This is a genomic window from Acinetobacter sp. YH16053, from assembly GCF_013417035.1.
GTDB lineage: Bacteria > Pseudomonadota > Gammaproteobacteria > Pseudomonadales > Moraxellaceae > Acinetobacter > Acinetobacter towneri.
Window position 1 is genome coordinate 1 of sequence record NZ_VPEP01000063.1, and the last position, 3,649, is coordinate 3,649.

Consider the following 3,649-nt stretch of genomic DNA (forward strand, 5'->3'; position numbering starts at 1 on the left):
CTCCTAGACAATGCTTTCTTTACAGATCACAAGAATGCCCGGAGGGCATATATTATTTTTTTATTTTTATAGAGGGCAAGGACACACAAAGGGTACTCTATACAAAAACTAAAGTTTTCGCTAGATTACCTTTTGTGCCTTGCAAGGGAAGAATCCCTTGACCCTCTTTTCGCCTTTTTCTATTGCGGTAAATTGCCTTAACTGGGCAATTTGTCCTCATAAAAAAAGCCGACCCAATTCATGAAGCAGATTTAGTCATGACGAAGAAAGAAATCATCAAAAGACAAAAAGAGATCAAAGTCCGTTTAACAGAAGCGGAACATCAAGCCTTACTGGAGCGTATGGAAGGTGGAGAGCTTGCAACTTGGATTCGAAATACTTGTCTAGATGAGAAACCGAATAAAAAAAGAAATTACAAAGCGGCAGATCCTCAGCTCTTAGCGGCATTAGGACGTATTGGAGGTAATCTCAATCAGATTGCAAGACAAGTAAATACTGTGGAATCCGATATAGAAAAACTTAGAGCCTTTGCAGAGTTGGCAGTTATTCGAGAACAACTACAAGGAATCTTGGCCAACTATGATCGTTAAATTTTTGGGAAATAAGGGCGGTGGTAGTGCAGGTGCAACCATTGACTACCTACTTGGCAAAGATAGGGATAGACCAGGTGCAGTTTTACTGAGTGGAGATCCTGAATTAACCCAACGATTAGCAGACAACTTGGACTTCCAAAACCGTTATACGGTTGGAGTACTTTCATTTGAGGAACCAAACCTCGAAGAACACCAAAAAGAAGCCATCATGCAGAGCTTTGAAGAAACATTGCTTGCTGGGTTAGAGCGTGACCAGTACGACATCACTTGGATAGAACACACTGATAAAGGACGTTTAGAGCTTAATTTCGTCATTCCAAATGTGGAATTAAGTACAGGAAAAAGATTACAGCCTTATTTTGATCAAGCTGACCGCCCACTTGTAGAAAACTGGAAACAAGTCATCAATTTTGAGCATGGTTTAACAGACCCTCATGCACCAGAGAAAGCTCAAGCAATTAAAACTTTGAATAGCCAAAACCTACCTCAAAGCGTCAAAGAAATTAAAGAGCAAATCGGGACCGCAATTGCTGAACAACCTAGTAATGGCAATAGCCAAAATAGGCAAGATGTAGTTGAAACCTTGAAGGGTGCAGGCTTTGAGATTGCTAGAGAAACAGATAGATCAATCAGTATTAAGAATCCTGACGGCAAGCGGAATATTCGTTTAGAAGGCGTAATTTATGAAAATCGACAATTTGATAAACAATTTGCAGAAGAACACCGCCGAGCAGGACAGGATTATCAAAGAACAAGCCGAGAGCGTTACGAAACAGCACTTGGAAAGCTACAACGCCTTACTGAGAGCAAGCAGCAAGGAAACAGAGAAAATTTTAAGGTCAAACCTTCAGACCATCCAAGATCAGCAGCCGAAAATCAGAAACGCTTTGCGTTTGAATATTCTCACGGGAGCAATATTGGGCGTGTTGATTACAGTGTTTCTGATTTTTCTTGGCGTAAATTGGTGGTTAGCGAAGCAAATTCAGAACAAGCAGCAGGAATTAGCCGAAATCAATCTGAAAGTAGAGCAGACACCGCTAGAGAAACAAATCTTGCGGAAGGTGACTTTACACGAGAGCGAAGACAAGAAAACCCTATATATCATGGCGAAGAACAGCAAAAAAGCGCACGCTTACGAGACCACATCCAGTCAAATGGTACTGAAATTGGAAAAATAGAATCTAACTTTAAAACTCCTTTTGAAAATCCATTTAACCAGTCAAATGATGGAAAGGAGCTTTTGAAGGATAGCGGAAGTTTATTTGAAAACTTAGCCACCTCAAAAGAAGCAAAGCAGGACGTAAAACAGAGTAATCCTAATCAAGCGGAACAAGATAATGCCAAACGACTTTATGAATCGCTACAAAGACTTATTGAACTCGTTAGAGAAGCAATTGAAAGAGCTAAACGCTATAAATCAAAGTCAGAGCGAGCAGATCGAAACCTTGAGCATTCAGAATCAAGTATTGAGAAGTCAGAACGAGGAATTAGCCAGTCAAAATCAGCAATTAAACAATCTCAACAGCAAATTAAGAGAAGTGAACAGCAAATTAGCCAGCAAATGAAAGAAAAACACGTTGAAAGAAGGGCTAGTAGAGGATTTGGGCGTTAAATTTAATAAATTACGCTAGATTACTTTCAAAAAAAGTCTAAAATAGACAAAACGCCTACTTTTATGAGGTTTGAACATGCAAGTTATTACAGCGAAAGATGCAAAATCACGCTTTGGTGAGTTATTAGATACGATGCAGCGAGAACCTGTATTAGTCACAAAGAATAAGCGCCCTGTTGGTGTTTTCTTGTCATTAAAAGACGTGAAAGGCACCCACTTAGAAAGCCTTTTTGATGTCCAAGATGATGATTATGAAGATTGGGAAAAAGAGAAAATCACAGAAGCGTTAAATGCTTTGAAAGCGCATCCATCTGACACGAAAGAAATGAAGTCAGTACATGCGACTGCAATGCAAAAGGCACGAGACTTGGTAGCGAGCCGTAAAAGATGACCTATGAAGTTTCTTACTTGCCACAAGCAGAACAGGATTTAATTGAAATTTTGGCGTATGGCATAGAGACATGGGGCGAAAAACTAGCAGAAGGGATGTATTTAAAAATTACTGAACAGCTAGAAACCCTGTATTTCTCACCAAATCGAACTAAAAAGAAGGGCAATTTAGGAACAAGAGAAATGCTTATTTCTGACAGTCCATACCGTGCAATTATTCAAATTGATGAGGAAGCCAAGCGAGTTTTTATTTTAAGAATCTTGCATACTTCGAGAAATATTTAATTAGATTATATGCCGTATATTGGCAAAAAACGGCTATAAAATTAAGAAAATCAATAACTTTTAAAAATATTAAAGTTGTGTTAGATTTTCTTTTAGGCGAAAAAAAAGCAGGTCGGCAAACCTACTTTTTTCTCATTGTTTAACAAATACTTAAAGCATCAGTAAACGCAAAATCGATATTTGTATTTTACTGATGTTTTGAGCATTTGCAACATAAAGGACGTTGCAAAAGGTGAATAACGCTCAATTAAGCGATTTTTTTGAAAATCTTGCTCATAAACCATACTGTGCAGATGATTTATTGTATGGCTTACAAATAAGACCGAAAAAAACGGCAATCAACATGCAATACATACAAGGCAATCAGCCTTGTATGCTTCATTACTTCTTTTTTGATATAGATCGTTCAGATGCTGTCATGGCATGGCATGATGAAAATTTACCAATGCCCTATTGGACAGCGCAGACCTTAAAAAATGGTCATGCTCATATTTGCTATAAATTAGAAATTCCACTGTGTACCAGTAAATTAGCCAGTCAAAAAGCTATTAGCTATGCATCAAAGGTTCAGGCAGGACTTGCCAATAAACTTGGAGCAGACGTTGGCTACAGTCATCTCATTACGAAGAATCCATTTCATAAAGATTGGCGTGTCACTTTTTGGAGTGAACAAGCCTATACGCTCGATTATTTAGCCGATTTTGTAGAATTACCTAAGAAATTAAGCAAAAAACAGGAAGTTTCAGGGCTTGGGCGTAACTGCACTATG

The 3,649-nt window shown here is 38.4% G+C and carries 5 protein-coding genes; all 5 read left to right on the plus strand.

The annotated features are described in order from the left end of the window. Window positions 1–257: 257 nt before the first annotated feature. Window positions 258–590, plus strand: a complete 333-nt coding sequence (mobC, locus tag FTV43_RS14710; RefSeq protein ID WP_179995776.1) for a plasmid mobilization relaxosome protein MobC — start codon at window positions 258–260, stop codon at window positions 588–590. Continuing rightward, complete coding sequence (locus tag FTV43_RS14715; RefSeq protein WP_179995777.1) at window positions 580–2,205, plus strand: relaxase/mobilization nuclease domain-containing protein; 1,626 nt, start codon at window positions 580–582, stop codon at window positions 2,203–2,205. The genes mobC and FTV43_RS14715 overlap by 11 nt, the downstream gene beginning before the upstream one ends. Before the next feature lie 76 nt (window positions 2,206–2,281). Continuing rightward, on the plus strand, window positions 2,282–2,596 hold the full coding sequence (locus tag FTV43_RS14720; RefSeq protein ID WP_003115799.1) for a type II toxin-antitoxin system Phd/YefM family antitoxin: 315 nt from the start codon (window positions 2,282–2,284) through the stop codon (window positions 2,594–2,596). After that, window positions 2,593–2,880 carry a type II toxin-antitoxin system RelE/ParE family toxin gene (locus tag FTV43_RS14725; RefSeq protein WP_179995778.1) on the plus strand — a complete coding sequence of 96 codons (288 nt, stop codon included), beginning with the start codon at window positions 2,593–2,595 and terminating at the stop codon, window positions 2,878–2,880. The genes FTV43_RS14720 and FTV43_RS14725 overlap by 4 nt, the downstream gene beginning before the upstream one ends. A gap of 232 nt (window positions 2,881–3,112) precedes the next feature. Then, window positions 3,113–3,649: replication initiation protein (locus tag FTV43_RS14730; RefSeq protein ID WP_179995779.1), on the plus strand; the 537-nt coding region annotated here is incomplete at its 3' end.

What these genes read in the sequence shown, in the direction of transcription:
- mobC (WP_179995776.1), top strand. Translation starts at nt 258, where the DNA reads ATGACGAAGAAAGAAATCATCAAAAGACAAAAAGAGATCAAAGTCCGT.
- FTV43_RS14715 (WP_179995777.1), top strand. Translation starts at nt 580, where the DNA reads ATGATCGTTAAATTTTTGGGAAATAAGGGCGGTGGTAGTGCAGGTGCA.
- FTV43_RS14720 (WP_003115799.1), top strand. Translation starts at nt 2,282, where the DNA reads ATGCAAGTTATTACAGCGAAAGATGCAAAATCACGCTTTGGTGAGTTA.
- FTV43_RS14725 (WP_179995778.1), top strand. Translation starts at nt 2,593, where the DNA reads ATGACCTATGAAGTTTCTTACTTGCCACAAGCAGAACAGGATTTAATT.